This is a genomic window from Kineosporia sp. NBRC 101731 (assembly GCF_030269305.1).
Classification (GTDB): Bacteria; Actinomycetota; Actinomycetes; order Actinomycetales; family Kineosporiaceae; genus Kineosporia.
This window is the reverse complement of sequence record NZ_BSTC01000002.1, coordinates 206277-226257: the sequence shown is the minus strand read 5'-3', so window position 1 is coordinate 226257 and position 19981 is coordinate 206277. Positions and strand designations below refer to the sequence as shown.

Annotated in this window: 23 protein-coding genes; 9 read left to right on the top strand and 14 right to left on the bottom strand. The window is 71.0% G+C overall.

The annotated features are described in order from the left end of the window. Positions 1-62: 62 nt before the first annotated feature. The 3 genes from QSK05_RS08235 to QSK05_RS08225 all read left to right on the top strand — a co-directional run bounded on the left by QSK05_RS08235 (position 63) and on the right by QSK05_RS08225 (position 3746). Positions 63-1424 carry an MFS transporter gene (locus tag QSK05_RS08235; protein WP_285595620.1) on the top strand — a complete coding sequence of 454 codons (1362 nt, stop codon included), beginning with the start codon at positions 63-65 and terminating at the stop codon, positions 1422-1424. 9 nt (positions 1425-1433) lie between these two features. Then, complete coding sequence (locus QSK05_RS08230; RefSeq protein WP_285595619.1) at positions 1434-1670, top strand: Uma2 family endonuclease; 237 nt, start codon at positions 1434-1436, stop codon at positions 1668-1670. Between the two features lie 333 nt (positions 1671-2003). Beyond that, on the top strand, positions 2004-3746 hold the full coding sequence (locus tag QSK05_RS08225; protein WP_352300699.1) for a DEAD/DEAH box helicase: 1743 nt from the start codon (positions 2004-2006) through the stop codon (positions 3744-3746). Here the strand turns inward: QSK05_RS08225 and QSK05_RS08220 are convergent. The 5 genes from QSK05_RS08220 to QSK05_RS08200 form a co-directional block, all read right to left on the bottom strand. Then, entirely contained in the window at positions 3730-5214 is a 1485-nt protein-coding gene (locus tag QSK05_RS08220) for an aminotransferase class I/II-fold pyridoxal phosphate-dependent enzyme (RefSeq protein ID WP_285595615.1), read from the bottom strand. The genes QSK05_RS08225 and QSK05_RS08220 overlap by 17 nt on opposite strands. A gap of 61 nt (positions 5215-5275) precedes the next feature. Beyond that, a complete protein-coding gene (locus QSK05_RS08215; protein WP_285595613.1) occupies positions 5276-6082 on the bottom strand; it encodes a GNAT family N-acetyltransferase in 807 nt (268 codons plus the stop codon). Positions 6083-6144: 62 nt separating this feature from the next. Next, positions 6145-6471, bottom strand: a complete 327-nt coding sequence (locus QSK05_RS08210) for a hypothetical protein (protein ID WP_285595611.1) — start codon at positions 6469-6471, stop codon at positions 6145-6147. Between the two features lie 108 nt (positions 6472-6579). Further along, on the bottom strand, positions 6580-7413 hold the full coding sequence (locus QSK05_RS08205) for a helix-turn-helix transcriptional regulator (protein ID WP_285595609.1): 834 nt from the start codon (positions 7411-7413) through the stop codon (positions 6580-6582). Positions 7414-7469: 56 nt separating this feature from the next. Further along, a complete protein-coding gene (locus QSK05_RS08200; protein ID WP_285595607.1) occupies positions 7470-8357 on the bottom strand; it encodes a class I SAM-dependent methyltransferase in 888 nt (295 codons plus the stop codon). Between the two features lie 47 nt (positions 8358-8404). Between QSK05_RS08200 and QSK05_RS08195 the strand changes: the two genes are divergently transcribed. Beyond that, positions 8405-8986 (top strand): helix-turn-helix domain-containing protein, encoded by a 582-nt coding sequence (locus tag QSK05_RS08195; protein WP_285595605.1) that lies wholly within the window; start codon positions 8405-8407, stop codon positions 8984-8986. A 10-nt stretch (positions 8987-8996) separates the two neighbouring features. Here QSK05_RS08195 and QSK05_RS08190 read toward each other — a convergent pair whose 3' ends face one another. The 7 genes from QSK05_RS08190 to clpS form a co-directional block, all read right to left on the bottom strand. Further along, positions 8997-9230 carry a three-helix bundle dimerization domain-containing protein gene (locus tag QSK05_RS08190; RefSeq protein WP_285595602.1) on the bottom strand — a complete coding sequence of 78 codons (234 nt, stop codon included), beginning with the start codon at positions 9228-9230 and terminating at the stop codon, positions 8997-8999. Positions 9231-9388: 158 nt separating this feature from the next. Beyond that, positions 9389-10081, bottom strand: coding sequence for an alpha/beta fold hydrolase (locus QSK05_RS08185; protein ID WP_285595600.1), 693 nt, complete (start codon positions 10079-10081; stop codon positions 9389-9391). Positions 10082-10155: 74 nt separating this feature from the next. After that, positions 10156-11031: a hypothetical protein gene (locus QSK05_RS08180; protein ID WP_285595598.1), complete on the bottom strand. Its 876-nt coding sequence runs from the start codon at positions 11029-11031 to the stop codon at positions 10156-10158. Beyond that, on the bottom strand, positions 11028-11636 hold the full coding sequence (locus QSK05_RS08175) for a nicotinamidase (RefSeq protein ID WP_285595596.1): 609 nt from the start codon (positions 11634-11636) through the stop codon (positions 11028-11030). Before QSK05_RS08175 ends, QSK05_RS08180 begins: the two co-directional genes overlap by 4 nt. 13 nt (positions 11637-11649) lie before the next feature. Beyond that, complete coding sequence (locus QSK05_RS08170) at positions 11650-12954, bottom strand: nicotinate phosphoribosyltransferase (RefSeq protein WP_285595593.1); 1305 nt, start codon at positions 12952-12954, stop codon at positions 11650-11652. An 83-nt stretch (positions 12955-13037) separates the two neighbouring features. Then, positions 13038-13622 (bottom strand): DUF2017 domain-containing protein, encoded by a 585-nt coding sequence (locus tag QSK05_RS08165; RefSeq protein ID WP_285595591.1) that lies wholly within the window; start codon positions 13620-13622, stop codon positions 13038-13040. Next, positions 13622-13912 carry an ATP-dependent Clp protease adapter ClpS gene (clpS, locus tag QSK05_RS08160; RefSeq protein ID WP_285595589.1) on the bottom strand — a complete coding sequence of 97 codons (291 nt, stop codon included), beginning with the start codon at positions 13910-13912 and terminating at the stop codon, positions 13622-13624. Before clpS ends, QSK05_RS08165 begins: the two co-directional genes overlap by 1 nt. Positions 13913-14036: 124 nt before the next feature. On the opposite strand from clpS, the gene QSK05_RS08155 reads away from it, so the two are divergent. The 3 genes from QSK05_RS08155 to rdgB are packed head-to-tail and all read left to right on the top strand — an operon-like array spanning position 14037 to position 16232. Continuing rightward, complete coding sequence (locus QSK05_RS08155; protein ID WP_285595587.1) at positions 14037-14837, top strand: MBL fold metallo-hydrolase; 801 nt, start codon at positions 14037-14039, stop codon at positions 14835-14837. 31 nt (positions 14838-14868) lie between these two features. After that, positions 14869-15621 carry a ribonuclease PH gene (rph, locus tag QSK05_RS08150; RefSeq protein WP_285595584.1) on the top strand — a complete coding sequence of 251 codons (753 nt, stop codon included), beginning with the start codon at positions 14869-14871 and terminating at the stop codon, positions 15619-15621. After that, on the top strand, positions 15618-16232 hold the full coding sequence (gene rdgB, locus QSK05_RS08145) for an RdgB/HAM1 family non-canonical purine NTP pyrophosphatase (RefSeq protein ID WP_285595582.1): 615 nt from the start codon (positions 15618-15620) through the stop codon (positions 16230-16232). The genes rph and rdgB overlap by 4 nt, the downstream gene beginning before the upstream one ends. Here the strand turns inward: rdgB and QSK05_RS08140 are convergent. Beyond that, positions 16222-17370 carry an alpha/beta-hydrolase family protein gene (locus QSK05_RS08140; protein ID WP_285595580.1) on the bottom strand — a complete coding sequence of 383 codons (1149 nt, stop codon included), beginning with the start codon at positions 17368-17370 and terminating at the stop codon, positions 16222-16224. The genes rdgB and QSK05_RS08140 overlap by 11 nt on opposite strands. Next, positions 17367-17936 carry a hypothetical protein gene (locus tag QSK05_RS08135; RefSeq protein ID WP_285595578.1) on the bottom strand — a complete coding sequence of 190 codons (570 nt, stop codon included), beginning with the start codon at positions 17934-17936 and terminating at the stop codon, positions 17367-17369. Before QSK05_RS08135 ends, QSK05_RS08140 begins: the two co-directional genes overlap by 4 nt. A gap of 187 nt (positions 17937-18123) precedes the next feature. Between QSK05_RS08135 and QSK05_RS08130 the strand changes: the two genes are divergently transcribed. Beyond that, complete coding sequence (locus QSK05_RS08130; RefSeq protein WP_285595576.1) at positions 18124-19281, top strand: sensor histidine kinase; 1158 nt, start codon at positions 18124-18126, stop codon at positions 19279-19281. Next, complete coding sequence (locus tag QSK05_RS08125; RefSeq protein WP_285595574.1) at positions 19278-19937, top strand: response regulator; 660 nt, start codon at positions 19278-19280, stop codon at positions 19935-19937. The genes QSK05_RS08130 and QSK05_RS08125 overlap by 4 nt, the downstream gene beginning before the upstream one ends. Positions 19938-19981: the final 44 nt, after the last annotated feature.

Below are 19981 nucleotides of genomic sequence, written 5' to 3'. Positions count from 1 at the left end.
CGCCCCCTTCTGAGTCAGGGGCCACGCAACACCCCGAACCACCGGAAACACCCGAGCGGGCAATGGCGTCGGCCCGGCTTTCGCCGTACCTGACCACCCTCGCGGGCATCGTCACCTTGATCACTCTGATCGCCTTCGAGGCGGTCGCTGTGTCGACGGCGATGCCCGTGCTGACCCGCGACCTGAACGCGGTGCGGGAGATCGGTTTCGGCTTCTCCGTCTTCATCGCCGCCCAGCTCGTCGGGGTGGTGCTGAGCGGCAGCTGGTGCGACACCTCGGGTACCCGCCGGCCGGTGACCACCGGGCTCGTCCTGTTCGGCGGCGGCCAGCTGATCTGCGGCTTCGCGCCCACCTTCACGTTCCTCCTGGCCGGGAGAGCTCTGGCGGGTGGTGGCGCGGGCCTGCTCGTCGTGGCCATGTACGTGGTGATCGCCGACGTCTTCCCGACCCGGCTGCAGCCCCGCGTCTTCTCACTGACCGCCGGCGCCTGGGTGGTGCCCGGGATCGTCGGCCCCGCGCTGGCCGGCTGGCTGGCCGAGGAGGTCACCTGGCGGCTGGTCTTCCTGCTCGTCGTGCCGCTGGCCGTGCCCCCGGCCCTGGCCCTGCTGCCGAAGCTGCGGTCCGCCCCGTCCCACGAACCCGGCGACCCGTCGGCCCTGACCCCCTCGCAGGTGCGCCGGCGTGCGGTCTGCGGTGTGGCCGTCACAGCCGGGGTGCTCGGGCTGCAGTGGGGTCTGGCGCGTCTGGGGCACGGCGTTGTGGGCGGGACGGTCGTGGTGCTCGCCCTGCTGCTCGTGGTGGCGGGATTCCGTCCCCTGGTTCCGCGCGGCACCCTGCTGCTGCGGCGCGGCCTGCCCACCGTCATCGCCCTGCGCGGCCTGTTCGCCGGGATGTTCTTCGGTGCCGAGTCGTTCATCCCGCTCATGCTCATCAACCAGCACGGCTTCGAGGCCGGTCAGGCCGGGCTGGTACTCACCGGCGGCATCGTCGGCTGGACCGCGGGGTCCTACGTGCAGGCCCGGCCCTGGATGCCTCTTCCCCGGCACCTGCTCTTCGTGATCGGCGCCCTGATCATCGCGACCTCGCTGATCAGTCTCACCCTGCTGATCCGGCCCCCGGTCTCGGGCTGGCTGGTGCTGCCGCTGTGGGCCTTCTGCGCCACCGGCATGGGCCTGTCGATCGCCAGCACCGGCGTCCTGACCCTGAGCTACAGCGAGCCCGGGCAGGAGGGCCGCAACTCCTCGGCCCTGCAGCTGTCCGACGCGCTGGGGGCGGCGCTGGGCATCGGGGTCACCGGTGCCGCGTTCGCCGCCTGGCACGACCCGGTCGGGGGAGACGCCCGGCTGTTCACGATCATGTGGTTCTCCGCGGGTGTCTTCGGGGTGTTGGTGGCGCTGGCGGGTTTCCGGGCGCGACCGACGTGATCCACAGGGTTGTCCACAACCTTCTGTGGCCTGTGGATGGTTCTGGGGCTGTACAGGCGCAGCAAATACCAGGATCAAGGCGTCGAGTCGTACTGGATCGTCGATCCGGACGAACCCTGCGTGCTCACCCTGGAACTGCGTGACGGGGCCTATGCCGAGACCGGCCGGGCCACCGGTGACGAGGAACTGGTTCTGGCCGTTCCCTTCCCGATCGCGATCACGCCATCGGCCCTGGTCACGCGCTGATTCGTGATCCATCGCACCCCTTCGGCGGCGGTCGTCACCGGGTCGGCGTCGCGCCCCGGCGCCCATCAGCAGGTAGCCTCACTGGTCGATGACGCGACCAATCACTAGGGATCACGGGGCCGACGGCGGCACTCCGGATGCGGGAAATCTCCTGGGACACCGGCAGATCCGCGTGAACGACGAAAGGACGGCGGCGTGACCCCCGGCGGTTCCAACGCTCCCTCGCTGTTTGACTCGGTCTCCAGTCAGCCGGGTCCACCTCCTCCTCCGCCCCCACCGCCGAGCCCGGGGCACACCAACCCGGCGCACGCGAGCTCGTCGGCCGCCTCCCAGCTGCCCCCGGCCTTCCCGGCCCGGGCGCCCTGGGGCACGTCGTCCAAGCTGCGGGCCTGGCAGCAGGCGGCGCTGGAGAAGTACCTGACCACCAACCCGCGCGACTTCCTCGCGGTGGCCACCCCGGGCGCCGGTAAGACCACGTTCGCCCTGCGCATCGCCACCGAGCTGCTGCAGCGGCGCGTCGTGCAGCGGGTCACCGTGGTCTGCCCCACCGAGCACCTGAAGCGGCAGTGGGCCGACGCGGCGCAGCGTGTGGGTATCCACCTCGACCCGAACTACAGCAACGCCCAGGGGGCCCACGGCGCCTCGTTCGACGGGGTCGCGGTCACCTACGCCCAGGTCTCGATGAAGCCGCTGCTGCACCGGGCGCGCACCGAGGCCGGCAAGACCCTGGTCATCCTCGACGAGATCCACCACGCGGGTGACGCGCTGTCCTGGGGCGACGGTGTCAGCGAGGCGTTCGACCCGGCCACCCGCCGGCTGGCCCTGACCGGTACCCCGTTCCGGTCCGACACCAGCCCGATCCCCTTCGTCGAGTACGAGGAGGATCGGGAGGGCATCCGCCGCTCGCGCGCCGACCACGCCTACGGCTATGCCGAGGCCCTGCGCGACGGCGTCGTGCGCCCCGTCATGTTCCTGGCCTACTCCGGGGCCATGCGCTGGCGCACCAGCGCCGGGGACGAGGTGGCCGCCCGGCTGGGCGAGCCCCTGACCAAGGACATGATCGGTCAGGCCTGGCGCACCGCGCTCAACCCTCAGGGCTCCTGGATCCCTTCGGTGCTGCAGGCGGCCGACAAGCGACTGACCGAGGTGCGGCGCGGGGTGCCCGACGCCGGCGCGATGATCATCGCCACCGACCAGGAGACGGCCCGGGCCTACGCCGGCACGCTGAAGGAGATCACCGGCGAGTCGGCGACGATCATCCTCTCCGACGAGGAGGGTGCCTCGGAGAAGATCGAGGAGTTCTCGGCCGGTACCTCGCGCTGGATGGTCGCGGTCCGCATGGTCTCCGAAGGTGTCGACGTGCCGCGGCTCGCGGTCGGCGTCTACGCCACCTCCACCAGTACGCCGCTCTTCTTCGCCCAGGCGATCGGCCGCTTCGTGCGGGTACGCAAGCGGGGTGAGACGGCCTCCGTGTTCCTCCCCAGCGTGCCGGTGCTGCTCGACCTGGCCGCCCAGATGGAGGTGGAGCGCGACCACGCCCTCGACAAGCCGAAGAAGGACGGCGACGAGGACGAGAACCCGGAAGAGAGCCTGCTGCTCGAGGCCAACCGCGAGGAGAAGGCCTCCGGCGACCTGGAGAAGACACCGTTCGAGGCCCTGGAGTCGCAGGCCACCTTCGACCGGGTGCTCTACGACAAGCAGGAGTTCGGCACCCACGCCGAGGTCGGCAGCCAGGACGAGGAGGACTTCCTCGGCATCCCCGGCCTGCTGGAGCCCGACCAGGTCACCACGCTGCTGCGGCAGCGGCAGGCCGACCAGCTGGCGCGCAACAAGAACAAGCCGGCGGTCGCTCCGGAGCAACCGCAGGAGGTCACCGGTCACCGGCAGATCACGGCACTGCGCAAGGAACTGCACAGCCTCGTCGGCGCCTGGTCACGGCGGACCAGTCAGCCGCACGGCGTGGTCCACTCGAACGTGCGTGACGCCTGTGGCGGTCCCGAGGTGGCCAAGGCCAGCGCCGAACAGCTGCAGGAGCGCATCGCCACGCTGCGGCGCTGGTTCATCGGCCAGAAGTAGGGGTTCGGCCGACCACCTGGAACGTGGTCAGCGTCGGATCCTCGACGTAGGCGATCCGGCCACCGTCGTGGGCGACCTGGCGTAACGCGTCCACGATCTCCTGGGTGATCACCTCACCCGGGGCGAGGACCGGCACGCCGGGTGGGTAGGGAGCGATCAGCTCCGCACTCACCCGGCCGACCGCGTCCAGGGCGCCGACGGTCTCGTGCGGGGCGAAGAATGCCTCGCGCGGCGCAGTGCCCGTCACGGGCACCGTGCGCCAGGAGGGCGCGAACACCGCCTCGCGAGCGCTGGCGCGTTCCGCGTCCACCGCTGTGATGATCGCGCTGACCAGAGCATCGACCGCGGGTGCCTCGTCGGCCAGTGTCAGCATCGGCACCAGCGTGTCCCGGTCGGCCATCTCGATCGTGAAACCCGCTGCCCGCAGGCGGGCATCGACCTTCAGGCCGCAGGCCCCGGTGCCGGGCAACCGGATCACCAGTTTCGCCGGATCGGTGCCCTCCCCGGTCATCACCTCCAGACCCGGCACCTCGCGGAGCTTCTCGACGGCGTTCAGCCGCAGGTCGAACAACGCACCCAGGAGCCGGTCTCCGTGGTGCTGGAGCAGGGCCCGGGAGGCGTCGATGCTCGCCAGGATCGCCCCGGACGGGCTGGTCGTGTGCCCGGCCTCGAAACCCCTTTCCAGTCGAGAGGGATCGAGCAGACCCGGTGCGCGGGAGGCACAGGAGGTGCGCGCGAGCAGCAGCGCCGCCTGGTTCATCGCCGGCAGGGTCTTGTGCGCGCTGAGCACCAGGGCGTCGGCTCCGAGCGCGAGAGCGTGGGTCGGGTAGCCGGGATGGAACCCGAAGTGCGCGGCCCAGGCGCCGTCGACGATCAGCGGCACCCCGGCGGCGTGCGCGGTGGAGGCCAGACCGGCGATGTCACCCGTCGTGCCCACGTACGAAGGATCGCCCACCAGAACTGCTTTCGCCTCCGGATGGTGGGCCAGGGCCTGCGCGACGGCCTCTCTGGGAACCCCGAGCGGCAGGCCGTGCCGCTCGTCGAGCTCGGGGTGCACCCAGACCGGCCGCAGCCCGGCCAGGATCAGCCCGGTCAGCATCGAACGGTGCAGGGTGCGGGAGACGATCACGGTGTCGCCCGGGGCGCCGACGGCCAGGGCCACGGCCTGGTTCGCGTGGGTCGAGCCACCGACCGAGAACCGGCACCAGTCCACGCCCCACAACGCGGCCGCGCGCTGCTCGGCCTCGGCCAGCAGGCCACCGCTCAGCTGCACCGTGTCGAGTCCGGCGTAGAGCGGCAGATCGCCGTCCACCAGGGGACCGGTCAGCCGGCTGCTCTGCTTGTGCCCGGGAATGCTGAAGAACCGGGTGCTCCCCGACCTCACGCCGGCAGACATCCGCAGCCAGGCGGCGAAGAGCGGGGCGTCGTCGGCGAGGCCGAGCGGGTCGAGCGGGTCGAAGCTGGTCACGACGGTGGAGTGTGCCGCCCGGGGATCGGGTGTGTCACGCGGGCGGCGCACTGATGTCGTGTCAGAGGTGCCGGTTCTCGGTTTCCGGCGCGTGATGGATGAACGGAACCGTGGTGGCGATCTCGTGAAATCCCATGCGCTGCAGAATGGGCCGGCTCATGGTGGCGGCGTCGACCCGCAGGTACCGATAGCCCAGGTCGATGGCCAGCCGCGCACGGTGACTCACCAGCGCGCGGAACAGGCCACGGCCCCGCCATCCGGGCCGGGTGCTGCCACCCCAGATGCTGGCGAAATCCGTACCGTGGTGGAAATTCACGCGTCCGGTGGAGACCGCGAGGTCGCCATCCAGGGCAACCAGGCCGACCACACCCGGCGCCTCGTCGCCGGCGGTCGCCTCGATCTGGCGCAGCAGGGCGTCACCCCAGGCCCGATGGTCCCCACCGAAGACCTCGTCGTGCACGGCCACCATCCGGGCGATCCCGGCGGCGTCGGTGACCGGCTCGATCCGGATACCCTCCGGCGCCCCGACCAGCTCGAGCTCGTGCAGGTCGGCGACCATCAGGGTCTCCGGGTCCTCGTCCTTGAACCCTGCGGCCCGCAGCCGGTCCGGCAGGTCGGCCGGGGTGTCGTAGGAGTAGTACTTCCATTCCCAGTCCAGCCCCAGACCCGACATCCGCCCGATCTGGGCGGCGATCACCTCGTCGGCGTCGGCCTCGGTCAGCCGCGACCAGGTGACGGCCGCCCACTCGGGCTTCACCGTGACCAGCACCCGGGGTTCGCGGCCGGACTCGGGGTTGTCGGCGCCCTCGCCCTCACCGGTGCGGCGCTGTTGTTCGTCGAAAGCGGCAAGAACCGCAGCAGTGTTCATCGCCGCACACCTTCGGCCCCGCGGGGCCCCGTGTGCAACATGTTTTCCGGGGGCGGGGGTCTCTACGACAGGGCGGCCGCCGACGCCGCCGCGGGTACGTGGGGCAGCGGATGGTGCGAGAGGCCGGTGGAGTTCAGCTCGGCCACCACGGCGTCGTGAATGCCCTCCGTGTCACCGGCGGCGAACACCCCCACGCTCCACACGTCGTCCTCCCGGCTGAGCCGGTAGTCCACCACCTTGCCGTTGCGGTCCACGTAGAAGGTCTGACCGGTTTCCGGTGAGAACGCCACGATCGGTACCTTTACCGGTTCGCCGGTGCGCTTGTTCAGATACACGCCCACCACGCCCGTCACCGGGACCAGAGCAGTGGAAGAATGGGAGATGGCCATCCGGAGCCTCCGTCAGAGATCGCGAAACCCGCAGCACCGTGAGGGATCACGAGTGATGCCCGGTCATCGGCGCGGCCGGCGCCCGACTTGACGGTGATCGGTCCCGGTTCACCCCGCGCGCATCCCGCTGCGACCACCGGTGACCCGCAGCATGTCCAGTTTGGTCGCGTCCGGGGTACCGGCGGCGGTGGTGTAGGTGACGATCCGCAGGTTCGCCCCGGGCACCAGGAGGATGTCGCAGTCCAGGTGGATCGGGCCGACCTCCGGGTGATCGATGATCTTGTGGTCGGTGGTGTGCTCGGCCGGTACCGACTCCACCCACAGCCGGGCGAACTCCGGTGAGGCCTCGCGCAGCTCGCGCACCAGCCGGGTCAGACCCCCGTCGGCCGGGTACCGGGCCGCCGCGACCTGGAGGTCGGCGACGATGGCGGGGCCCAGCGAGTCGGCCCGCGTCGAGTGCAGCACCCGCGGCAGGCCGCCGGTGAACAGCATCCGGGCCAGATTGCGCCGGGCCGCGTCCAGCTCCGCCGGGTCACCCATCGTCGCTGCCCACAGGTCGTTCCACCAGGCCAGGGTCCAGTCCGCGGTGTACACCCCGATCGGCACGTCACCCAGGCGGCTCACCAGTCTCTGGACGCCAGGCGGCACGTGAGCGCTGATCGTCCCGTCCTGCGGCGGCAACAGCCCGGCGGCGACGTAGAGCTGGTCCCGTTCTTCCCGGGACACCTGCAGCGCCCGGGCCAGGGCCCTCACGACCTGGGCGGAGGGGTTCGTCGCACGCCCCTGTTCCAGCCGCAGCACGTAGTCCACGGAGAGCCCCGCGAGCTGGGCCAGTTCCTCCCGGCGCAGACCGGGCGCCCGGCGTGACGTGGTCGCCGGGAACCCCGCGTCGGCCGGGGCGAGCCGGTCGCGCCACAGGTGCAGCAGTTCGCCGAAACGCATGCCTCCATCATGACCGCGGGACGCCCGAACAGCCTGGGTACCGCCGGTACCTACGATCACCCGACGGGGGAGGCCACCCACGCCCGGCGCTCGCTGCGTACGCCCAGGTCGGTGCGGGCCTCCAGGTGGTGAGGGCCGTCGTCGCCGAGCAGGGCGTCCAGCGTGGCCCGGTCGTCGGCGGACAGCTGGTCACCGATCCCCTGCCGCAGGCGGGACAGGGTCACCCGGGCGTAGCGCTGGGCCGCCCCGGAAAGAGGCGCCGTCTGCGAGATCCCGAAGGTGCGCTCCTCCCGCACGGTGAACCCGCCGGCGGTGAGGGTGGAGGTCCAGTCGGAGTTCACGGTGGGGTGGTGCTCCTGGCGCTGCCGGTCGGCGATCGCGTTCAGACGGTCTTCCAGGCCCGCTGTGCCCAGGCCGATGTCGTCGGGCAGGAAGCGCGGGAAGGTCTCGAACTCGATCATCGCGAACAGGCCGCCCGGGACCAGGGCGGTGCGGAGGTCGGCGAGAACCCGGGCCGGGTCGGCCAGATGGTGCATCGACGCGGATGCCCAGACCAGATCGGCCGGTGGCGTCCCGAGGGCCGACGAGTCCAGGTCCACCTCACGGGTGGTCACCCGGTCGCCCAGCCCGAGGTGCTCCGCGCGGGCGGTGAGGTGCCCCAGCAGGCCGGTCGACGCGTCCACCGCCGTCACCCGGGCGTCACCGAAACGGCGCAGCAGGGCGAACGTTCCGGTACCGGTTCCGGATCCCAGGTCGATGATCGTACGGACGGGGTGCTCTCCCAGGTGCCCGGCGATCCACCCGGTCACGGAGTCGAGGTGGTCGCGCAGGACCTCCCCGTCCAGATCGAGCATCTCGACCATGTGGTCGTCGGTGAAGGGCTGACGGCCGTGACTGTCGCCGTGACCGTGACCGTGCCCGTGACCGTGCTGATGTTCTGCCATGTCCCGACCCTACGAGCATCTTGCGCCTGAGGCATACCATCTTGCGTATGAAGCAAGAAGATGGCGTCGATCGGCTCGTCCGGGCCCGGATCCGCGGGTTACGGCTGGCCCAGGGCTGGTCGCTCGACGACCTGGCCTCGCGGTGCTACCTCAGTCCCTCGACCCTGAGCCGCATCGAGACCGGTCACCGCCGCATCGGCCTCGACCAGCTGACGGCCATCTCCCGGGCTCTGGGGGCCACGCTGGACGAGCTGGTGGAGTCGGCGGGGGACGAGGACGTGGTGATCCGCCCGCGCCACGACGAGGAGCGGGGGCGGACGTTCTGGACGCTGAACCGGCAGGACGGACCGAACGGGATGACGGTGGTGCGCGTGCGCCTGACCCAGCCGGCGCCCCGGGGCGACGACGCGCTGAAGGTGCATCCGGGCAGCGACTGGTTCACCGTGCTGTCCGGCACCGTCGAGCTGCTGCTGGGGGAGCGGAGGATCGTGGTCGAGACGGGTGAGGCGGCCTCGTTCTCGACGATGGTGCCGCACTCGTTCGGCGCTCCGGACGGACCGGCCGAGATCCTCGCGATCCTGGATCACGGCGGGCGGCGCATCCACCTCGACGTGGAGGAGGCCCAGTAGCCCAGGTTGCTCAGTGCACGGGCGACAGGTTCGGGGCGGTGAGGTCGATGACCTGGATGGTGTCCAGCTCGCGCAGGGTGCGTTCGACGCCCCGGCGGACGAGAATCGGGACGAACGTGGTGATGCGGGCCTCGGCGTAGCGCGCGCACTCACGCCGGACCCAGCGCTGGATCGTTGTCGTGGCGAACAGCGGGTACTTCACCGACAACTCGGCCACGAGGGCCTCGACCTCCGGCTCAGGCATGAGCTCGATCACTTTCTCGATGACATGACGACACGGCTCCGTCGCCGGGCATTAACCCAGTTCTAACACGTCATCTACTGCTCGGTCGAAGGTCCTGTGCAGGTTCCGACTTCGTCACATCCGCTTGCGCCGGGCGGACTCGGGGTGTCGCGCCCGGGTCAGCCGATCCGGCGCACCGCCGCGGCGACGGCCGGATGGGTGAGCAGGCCCTCGTGGGTCGTGTCGACACGCTCGGTGGTCATCCGCCCCAGCTCGGCCAGCCCTTCCGAAACGGCCTGGTCGGAAAGGAACTCCGGGCTGGACGGGCGGGCGCCGGAGGCGGCCGTGATCAGGTGCACGGGCATGTCGAGATCGTTCAGCAGCCCCAGCCGGGTGGGCCGGCTCAGGCAGTCGACGGCGTCGTCGCCCGCCCGGAACGACAGCTTCCAGAACTGGGTCAGCGCGATCCCGGTGAACAGGGCGCGCACCACCAGCGGATGCGTGAGGGCAGACGGCGCCGGCCGGGGGCCACCGTCGAGCAGCACCACCCCGCGGACCCGAAACCCTGCGTCCACCATCCGCCGTACCGCGATCGGCGCGAGAAAGGCACCCATCGAGTGCCCCACGACCACGGTCTCGCCCGCGGCCGCCCACAGCGAGCGGTCGGCCAGCTCGAGCACCACGTCGGCCAGCCCGTCCAGCCCGTCGAGGGCCGCAACGTCGCGCGAGGGGCCCCGGCCCGGCAGATGGGGCGCCACCAGGTGCCGCCCGGCGAGTCGTCTCTCCAGATCGCCCCAGACCGCTGCCGTACTGCTCATGCCGTGCAGCGCCAGAACGGTAGGACCCGCACCCGGGCGGTTATGCACCTTCATGGCGAAAACGTAGCGTTACGTGATCATGAACGCAGTGTGGAGGGCCCGGATGGACGATCCCGAAATGGTCTCGGTCAGGCGGCGTCGGGCTCGATCAGCCCTTCGGCCTCCAGCTCTTCCACCAGGGCCCGCACCGACGGCACGACCACGGTCGGCAGGAACGCCCGCGCCGTGGCGGCGTCGGCCTCACTCATCCGGCGTACGGCCGAGGCCAGCGGCTCCAGTTCCTTCTCGGCCAGGATCGCGGCCATCTCCGGCACCTCGGCGCCGTTCAGCGCGGCGCGGGTGGCGCAGAGGGCGTTCAGCAGGCCGTAACCGTCGGCGTCGGTGACCAGGCCGGAGACACCCGCGGTGATCGCGTAGGGCAGGTCCCGGTCGATCAGTGCCCGCAGGGAGGTGGCGGAGTCCTGCGCGGAGCCCAGGAGCTGCAGCGCGACGCTCTCGGCGCCGTCCTCACGCAGCACGTCGAATGCCGCCTCCCAGCCCGGTTCGGCCGGGACGCTGAACCAGGCCGGCACGGTGAAGTCGAGCGAGTCCAGCATGATCCGCGCCCGCTCGGCCGCCGACCCGGCTCCGGGACCGGCGAAGGGCAGCTCCACGGCGATCAGCTCGACCCGGTGGTTGTCCAGGAACTGGAACCGGGCCCGGCGCAGGTTTTCCAGCAGCGCCAGGTCGTCCCCGTCGGGGGCCGGCCCGGAACCCAGCACGATCGGCAGCCCGGCGTCGGACGTGTGCAGTGCGTAGATCACCTGCTCGGCGGCCTCGACGGGCACCCGCAGCGCCCCGATCAGGTCGCCGTACCAGGCCCGCCGGTGGTCGCGGTGCGCCGCCAGCGCTTGCTCGGCGTCACCGGACACCACGTCCCCGAGGAGTCCGTCGAGCAGCGGTTCCACCACCGGGCCGGAACCCGGGTGATCGCTGCCGGGCAGACCCACAAGACCTTCGCTCATGCGTCCAATTTAGGGGACGCGGGTGACCCCACCAGCTCCGCCCCGGCCGAGCTCAGCTGCTCCAGCGCCGACCGGGTGGTCTCCGGGGCCACCCCGGCGGTCAGCCCGAGCAGGACCCGGGTGGTGAAGCCGGCCGCGACGGCGTCGAGCGCAGTCGCCCGCACACAGTGGTCGGTGGCGATCCCGACCACGTCCACCGCCGTGACCCCGCGCTCCCGGAGCCAGTCGGTCAGCTTTTCCCCGTCCGAAGCGTCTGAAGCTTCCGAAGCGTTCGAGACCCCCTCGAACCCGGAGTAGGCCGCCGCGTACTGCCCCTTGTGGAACCAGGCCTGCACCGGCGTGGTGTCCAGCGCCGGGTGCGAGTCCGCTCCCGGGGTGCCGACCTCGCAGTGCCGGGGCCAGGAGTCCACGTAGTCGGGGGACTCGCTGAAGTGCGTTCCCGGGTCGATGTGCCAGTCGCGGGTGCCGACCACGGCTGCGTAATCGGTCTGCGATTGCAGGAGCGCCGTGATCCCCTCCGCCACGGCGGTTCCCCCGGCGACGGCGAGCGAGCCGCCCTCACAGAAGTCGTTCTGCACGTCCACGATGATCAGAGCTGTACTCATCCCTGAAACTCCTTCAGAACATCACGGTCGGGATCGCGGCCTCGCCGCGCGACAACTTGCGGGCCGTCACCGGCAGTTCGGCGCGGGAGAGCTCGTGCCGGGCCCGGGCGTCGGCCACCGTGGAGGTGTCGACGACCTCCCCGCCCGACACGAGAGTGCGCTGCAGCGAACGGTACTCGTCGGGGCGGGAACCGGTCGGCCGCCCGCCGAGGCCGAGCAGCTCCTGGTCGGCCACACCCTGGGCGTCGCGGCGCCGCAGTGCCCACTTGCGCCCGCCCACGCTCGCCTTGGCCACGCTCTTCTTCGCGACCGGGACCATCCTGCCGTCGGCGCCCTCGCGGGCCACCAGCTTGTAGACCATCCCGGCGGTCGGGGCACCCGAGCCGGTGACGAGCTGCGTTCCCACACCGTAGGAATCGACCGGTGCCGCGGCCAGGCCGGCGATCGCGAACTCGTCCAGGTCGCTCGTCACCACGATCTTCGTCCCGGTCGCGTTCAGCTTGTCCAGCTGGATCCGCACGGCCTGGGCCTGCTCCAGTAGATCACCCGAATCCAGGCGCACCGCACCCAGTTCCGGGCCGGCGGCCTCGATCGCGTGCTCCACACCCGCGGTCACGTCATAGGTGTCCACCAGCAGGGTGGTGCCCACCCCCAGCGAGGCGACCTGTGCCCGGAACGCCTCGATCTCGCTGTCGTGCAGCAGGGTGAAGGCGTGCGCCGCGGTCCCGATGGTCGGGATGCCGTACCGCGCCCCGGCCGCCAGCACGCTACTGCCGGCGAACCCGGCGATGTACGCGGCCCGGGCCGCGGCCACGCCGGCCTCCTCGTGGGTGCGCCGCAGCCCCATCTCCAGGCACGGACGCCCGTTCGCGGCGGTGGTCATCCGGCTGGCCGCGGCGGCGATCGCGCTGTCGTGGTTGAGCACCGACAGCACGAACGTCTCCAGCAGGACCGCCTCGGCGAAGGTGCCTTCCACCGTCATCACCGGTGAGCCGGGCAGGTAGCACTCGCCCTCGCCGTATCCGGTGATGTCACCGGTGAACCGGTAGTCCGCGAGCCAGCGCCGGGTCGGCGCGTCGACCACGCCACGGCGCTCCAGGTCGGCCAGTTCCTCGTCGCCGAAGCGGAACTGCGACAGCTGCTCGAGCAGGCGCCCGGTGCCGGCCACCACGCCGTACCGCCGGCCCTCCGGCAGTCGCCGGGCGAAGACCTCGAACACGCAGCGCCGTTGGGCAGCGCCGCTGGCGAGGGCGGCCTGCACCATCGTCAGTTCGTACTGGTCGGTCAGCAGGCTGGGCCGAAAACTGGGGACGCTCATCGCTACGCTCATTTCGTCAATCTGACGCTATCGATGGGACGACGCTATCCCCAGGTCCTCTTATCGTCAAGACGACGAAAGCCTCAGAGTCTCTTGGAGACCGCTACGACCAGGTGTTCCTGCCAGGCCGTCAGCACCTCGTAGATCGAGGCCGTGGCCATCCAGGACTCCGCCTCCTCGCCGGCCCACAGGCGCTGGTGCAGGGCCTCGGCGTCCTCGTCGGTCTTCAGCTCCAGCCGTTCGCCGAGCACCAGCCGCACGTCGGTGAGGGCCTTCATCAGCGACAGGGCCTCCTCGCTGCTGAGGACGACCGGTGCCGGCCGGTTCAGGGCGCTCGCGGCCGTGCGGGCGCCGGAGCGCTTGCGTGAGCGCAGCCCGTACTCGGTCAGCCGGCGGTACTCGGACGAGACCTCCGGGTCGTCGCGGTTGCCGTCGGGCAGCAGCCGCGCGAGCGCCGGGTCCTCGGGGGTGACGGGAGGGGTCTCGTCGGCGGAGCCCCGCATCCCGACCAGGGCCTCCAGCGGGTCCACCTCGCCCGCGGGACGTCCGTCGTCGAGCAGTTCGTCCAGCTGGCCCAGCAGGTGCACGAGGATCTCGCGCTCCTGGTCGTCCAGGTTCACCTGGACCCCGGCGCGGGAGTGCTTGAAGGGAGCCTTGCGGTGCGCCATCAGTCGTCCTTGCGGAAGGTTGCCCACAGGCCGAACTCATGCATGGCCTCGGTATCCCGTTCCATCTCCTCGCGGCTGCCGTTGGAGACCACCGCGCGCCCCTTCACGTGCACGTCGTGCATCAGCTTCTCCGCCTTGCTCTTGGAGTAGCCGAAGTACGACTGGAACACGTAGGTCACGTAGGACATGGTGTTGACGGGGTCGTTCCAGACGAGCGTTATCCAGGGAACATCGGTGTCCGGTTGTTCGACCGTGTCCGGTTTCTCGAGTTCCACAGGGGCGATCGACACACGACAACTCTAACGAAGAGGCGGGGGTCACTCGCAGTTCGGATGGGATTGCCTGCTCCCCGGCCGTACGCTCGATTCCCATGACCGGTGTCGACGGAGCGCTGCGAAGGACAGGAGGGCCACGGTGAGGCTCACGATCGTCGGGTGCTCGGGCTCGTTCCCGGGGCCTGACTCACCTGCCTCCAGCTATCTCCTCGAGGCCGAGGAGGACGGACGCACGTGGCGTGTCGTCGTGGATCTCGGCAGTGGGGCCCTCGGCTCCCTGCAGCGGTTCGCCGACCCCTCCACGCTGGACGCGGTGCTCATCTCGCACCTGCATCCTGACCATTTCATCGACCTGTGCGGCCTGTACGTCTCTCGCCGCTACCACCCGCGGGGCGCGGCTGCGGCCCCGCTGCCGGTCTACGGGCCGGCCGGTACCGACCGGCGGGTGCTCGCCGCCTACGGGCCCGACGCCGAGGCCGACCTGCCCTCGGTCTACGACGTGCGGGAGTTCACCGACGGCGGGGTGGTCCGGATCGGGCCGTTCACCGTCACCACGCGCACCGTCAACCATCCGGTCCCGGCCTTCGGCATGCGGATCGAGCACGACGGTGCCGTCGTCGCCTACTCCGGCGATACCGATTCCTGCGCGAATCTGATCGAGCTGGCGCGGGGCGCGGACCTGTTCCTCTCCGAGGCGTCCTTCATCGAGGGCCGCGACGAGGCCCGGGGCGTGCACCTGACCGGCCGGCGCGCCGGGGAGGCCGCCACCGAGGCGGGAGCGCGGCGTGTCGTGCTCACCCACATCCCGGTCTGGACCGACGCGGACACCGTGGTGCGCGAGGCCCGTAGCGCGTACGTGGGTCCGGTCGAGGCGGCCCGGGTGGGCGGGTCGTACCTTCTCGAGCGGGTCGCGGTCCGGCAGGGGTCGGGCGTCCAATAGGGGACGAGGCACAGCCCGTAGGCTCGTGGACATGTCAACCACCACGACCGACGTCCGCGTGGACGGCCGCGCGAGCGACCAGCTGCGCGACATCAAGATCACCCGTAACTGGCTCGATCACGCCGAGGGCAGCGTCCTGGTGGAGTTCGGGCGCACCCGGGTGCTGTGCGCCGCGTCGTTCACCGAGGGGGTGCCGCGCTGGCGCAAGGGCAGCGGCCAGGGCTGGGTGACGGCCGAGTACGCGATGCTGCCGCGGGCGACGAACACCCGCAGCGACCGCGAGTCGATCAAGGGCAAGGTCGGTGGCCGTACGCACGAGATCTCCCGGCTGATCGGCCGTAGCCTGCGCGCGATCATCGACACCTCCGCGCTCGGTGAGAACACCCTGGTGCTGGACTGCGACGTGCTGCAGGCCGACGGCGGTACCCGGACCGCGGCCATCACGGGCGCCTACGTGGCCCTGGCCGACGCCGTCGAGTTCGCCCGCTCGAAGAAATTGCTGCGCAGCGCCACCGCCCGGCCGCTGAAGGACACGGTCGCCGCGGTCAGCGTCGGCATCGTCGGTGGCCGCCCGGTGCTCGACCTGTGTTACGACGAGGACGTCAACGCGGGCACCGACATGAATATCGTCTGCAGCGGTGACGGGCGGTTCATCGAGGTGCAGGGCACGGCCGAGGGATCTCCCTTCGACCGCGCCGAGCTGAACACCCTGCTCGACCTGGGCGCGGCCGGGTGCGCCGAGCTGGCGCTGATCCAGAAGGCGGCGCTGGAGGCCTCGAAGTGACCCGCCTGGTGCTGGCCACGCACAACGCCGGCAAGGTGACCGAACTGCGGCAGATCCTCGTCGACGCGGGGGTCGAGGCCGAGTTGCTGGGCATGGACTCCTTCCCGGAGGTCGCCGACGTGGTCGAGACCGGTGTCACCTTCGCGGCCAACGCGCTGCTCAAGGCGCACGCGGTGGCGCAGGCGACCCAGCTGCCGGCGATCGCCGACGACTCCGGTCTGGCCGTGGACGTGCTCGGCGGTGCGCCCGGCGTGTTCAGCGCCCGCTGGTCCGGCCGGCACGGCGACGACCTGGCCAACCTGCAGCTGCTGCTCGCCCAGCTCGGCGACGTGCCGGACGAGCACCGCCGCGCCCACTTCGCCTGTGCGGCGGCCCTGGCCCTGCCCGACGGCACGGAGCAGGTCTGGCACGGCACGATGCCGGGTCACCTGATCCGGGAACCGCGGGGCGCGGGCGGTTTCGGTTACGACCCGATCTTCGTGCCGGACGAGCCGGAGGGCAACACCCTCAGCAGCGCGCAGATCACCCCCGAGCAGAAGAACGCCATCAGTCACCGGGGCCACGCGTTCCGGTCGCTGGCGGCCGATCTGTCGAAGTTACTCAACACGTAGGCAGTATCAGCACCTGGCACCAGGCCGCGGCGGTCTCCGGGCCGCCGTAGCTGTGTCCGTGACCGAACGGCACGCTCTGCGACGAGATCACGTCGGCGTTCGAGCGCCAGAACGTCACCGGGGAAAGCCGTAGTCGCCAGCCCGGAACCGGGTCGTCGGCATGGTTGAGCGTCATCAGGCCGGGTCCAACGGCCTGATGACCTCCCGGAACTCCGACCAGCAGCGCGGCGTCCACCTGATGCAGCCAGGGCAGGGCGCCCCAGGCCCCCAGGCTCTCGCCGTAGACCAGCAGATCGGGGCGCTGCCGGGCCGGCAGCCGGTCGATCCGGGACCGCATCTGCCCGATCAGCTCCGCCGCCGTCTCGCGCACCCCCTCACCTCCCCGCAGGAACGCCAGCCAGCTCGGTGAGGACGCGTACTGCACGGCCACCGTGGTCAGGTCGCCGTCGTACAGCTCTTCCAGGCTCGCGGTCATCCGTTGGTTCACCCAGCCCGACCCGGTGGGGACGACGATGAGGATCGCCTTCGGGGTGATGGTTCCCGTTCGGTCGACTGTTTGACCGACTGCTTGACGGACGCGGTCGGCCACCGTCCCGGCCGAACCGCGCATCACATAAATACGCCGGGGAGAGGTGGCCGGACGGTGTGTGACCGCGGTGATGTCGGCGGAATTTCGCGCCCCGGAAAGGAACTCGGCTCCTTCCCGACCGTCCGAGGAGGATCGCGCGGCGACCAGGGCCCCGGCGAGCACGGGCAGGCAGAGCACCACGGCCAGTCGTCGTCCGGACAGCTTCCGCAGCGACCGGACGGTCAGGAGGACGACCGCGGCGCCCAGGACCGAGCCGAGCACCGCGAGAACGGCATGAGGGGTGGAACCACCGGCGATCCCGAGGGATGCGTTCAGCGTGTCCAGCCGGGAACCGGTGCGTAGTGTGGCGACGACGAGCAGGCCCAGGGCGAGAACGCGTCCGGATCGAGGGTGGGCGCCCAGCCGCGGCAGTCGTTCCAGCAGGGCTCCGGCGGCATACCCGAGCACCAGGGCGACCATGCCGATGAGGATGTCCACGGCCAGTGGGTGGGGCAGCAGGCGCGGCGGCAGGACCAGGACGAGCAGGGCGGCAGCGGTGACGGTCCTCATCGGGTGGCCGGCTGTCCGTGGTGCTCGCGAACGGGTACGAGGAGGCGGCCGGGTATCGCGCGCCGCGACAGCAGCCCGGCCATGACAGCCAGCCCGGCGAGGACCGGCCCGAACAGCTGCCACGGCGTCTCGTGCCGAGGGACCCCGTAACCCTGTCGCCAGGAATTGAACTGGACCGCACCGCTGTAGAGCCGGGCCATCAGCCGGCAGCCGGGGTCGTGGCAGCCGGCCATCGTCTGCCGGGCGAACTGCGCGTCGACCGCCTTGCGGGCCCAGGGCCCCAGCGCCGCACCCCGGTCGTCGGCGTACCGCAGCAGGTCGTAGCCCTGGTCGTGCACCACACAGGCGTCGGTGAACCCGTACGGGGAACCACCGATGGGAGAGGAACACCCACCCGGGTGGGGCGCGAACCCCACGGGGAGCACCTCGTCCGGCGTGCCCAGGGTTCGCACCGCCGCAGTGGCGCCCGACTGCCCGGGCCCCTCGACGTCCACTGTTCGACCCCAGCCACCGATGCCGAAAACCACCAGCGCACCGGCCAGAACAGCGAGAATTCGCTGAGTCACGGCTCCTCCGGGCCACGCGGCCGGACCGTCCGGCAGCGGGGCAGAGGGCGAAGATAGGAATCCGGGGTGGGCAGGATCGTCGTGCTGGGGAGCCAGATCGGGCCCCCTACCGCGGTGGGATGCACCCCTGCGACGGGTCACTCCACAGAGGGACGACGGGGTGGGCGGGGGAACCTAGGGTCGGGTCATGCAGTGGAGACGCCTCTGGCCTGAACCCGTCGTGCTGGTGGCCACCTTCGCCATGTTCTGGATCGCCTTCGGCTCCGCCGGGGCCACTTACGACCTGCACGCCACGGGCCGCGGCCCGATGTTCTTCGTCGCGCTGATCGTGGCCGCGCCCCTGGCCTTCGTCGTGGCCCGACCGCTACCCGCCCTGATGTTCAGTGTGGCAACGGCTTTCGTCCTGGCGTTCACGCTGCCGGTGCTGAACGACGCACCCTGGCAGTGGCTCATCGTGCAGGGCCTGATCATCTTCGTGCTGCTGTTCTCCACGGCCGCCCAGCACTCCGTCCGGGACGCCCTCGGGACCTGGGTCCTGACCTCGTCGCTCTTCTACTGGGGGGTGCAGCCGAACGCCCGCAGCGGCTGGGTGGTCGGGCTCGGCGCCATCGCCCTGTTCGGGATACTGACCGGCCGCCTTCTGCGGGCCCGCCGGGATCTGCAGGCCCAGACCCAGGTGAGCGAGGAGGAACGGGCCCGCCGCCGGGTGCTGGAGGAGCGCGCCCAGCTGGCCCGCGACCTGCACGACATCGTCGCCCACCACATGTCCCTGGTCGTGGTGCAGGCCGAGACCGCGCAGTACCGGGTGCCCGACCTGGGCGACGCCGCCCGCGAGGAGTTGCTGTCCGTCGCCGAGACCGCTCGCAAGGCGCTGGTCGAGACCCGGTCACTCCTGAACGTGCTGCGGCGGGAGGACTCCTCGGCCCCGGAGGCTCCGCAGCCGGGCCTGCACCTGCTGCCCGAGCTGGTGGAGAGCACCCGCCGGGCCGGGGTCCAGCTCGACGCCGATATCACCGGTGACTTCGCAGGGCTCCGGGAAGGACAGTCCCTGGCCGCCTTTCGCATCGCTCAGGAGGCCCTGGCCAATGCCACCCGGCATGCCGGGGGAGCCCCCGTGCGTCTGGAGGCCCGGGCCGGCGAACACGACGTCACCCTGACCGTGACCAGCGGAGAGCCTGGCCCCGTCGGCGATCCCCCGGAGACCGGGCACGGCATCGTCGGCATGCGTGAACGGGCCGCGGCCGCCGGGGGCAGAATTGAGGTCGGACCGACGCCGAACGGATTCGTCGTGCGGTTGCATCTACCCAGCGACCAGAGCGACCAGGAAGAGACACCGGACCAGTGACACGGATCGTGGTCGTGGACGATCAGGCCATGGTGCGCGAGGGATTCTCCGCGCTGCTGGCGGCGCAACCCGACCTGGACGTCGTCGGCGCCGCCGCCGACGGACTCGAAGCCGTCCACGTGACCAGGGTGATGCTGCCCGACGTCGTCCTGATGGACGTCCGTATGCCCCACCTCGACGGCATCGAGGCGACCCGCCGCATCATGGCGCTGCCCGGTGACCGGCACCCGAAGGTCCTCATCCTCACCACGTTCGACCTGGACGACTACGTGTTCGAGGCGTTACGCGCGGGAGCCAGCGGATTCCTGCTCAAGGATGCCCGCAGCGACGAACTGGTCCAGGCCGTCCGCGTGGTCGCCGCGGGCGAGGGCCTGCTCGCGCCCACCGTGACCCGGCGACTGATCGAGGAGTTCGCCCGCCGACCCGGTGACCCGCGTCCGTCCGTGCGACTCAACGCCCTGACGCCCCGCGAGACCGAGGTGCTCACCCTGATCGCCGGCGGCCTGTCCAACGCCGAGATCGCGGCCCACCTGGTGCTGGGGGAGCAGACGGTGAAGACGCACGTCGGGCGCATCCTCAGCAAGCTCGGTCTGCGCGACCGGGCCCAGGCGGTGGTGACGGCCTACGAGAGTGGGCTGGTCCGGCCCGGCGGCTGACTGTTTCGTGGCATTGCACAGCTGGATCGGGCAAGCTCACCTCT